This is a genomic window from Liquorilactobacillus sicerae, assembly GCF_029916425.1.
GTDB classification, from domain to species: domain Bacteria; phylum Bacillota; class Bacilli; order Lactobacillales; family Lactobacillaceae; genus Liquorilactobacillus; species Liquorilactobacillus sicerae.
The window spans coordinates 1-207 of record NZ_JAHAVQ010000402.1 but is presented as its reverse complement, the minus strand read 5'-3'; the positions used below and the strand labels follow the sequence as shown (position 1 = coordinate 207).

Genomic DNA, 207 nt, shown 5'->3' with positions numbered 1-207 from the left:
ATATCAATTCCTACTGAATTTTTAGTTTTAGGTAAAGTCTTAATTTCCGTGTCTACCAATAAGATTGCATAATATTTATCAGTAGCCGAAAGTCGAATGGTAACATTTTTAATTTTACCTATTACTTCTCTACCAGATTTAAAACAGACTGTGCCAAGTTTAGGAAGTTTTAGGTGGGTACTATCTAGAGCTTGAATATTTTTGTTA

Annotated in this window: 1 pseudogene; it reads right to left on the bottom strand. The window is 30.4% G+C overall.

What is annotated here, in order from left to right:
* Positions 1–207, bottom strand: a pseudogene (locus KH893_RS12990) (RNA-guided endonuclease TnpB family protein); the annotation flags it as partial.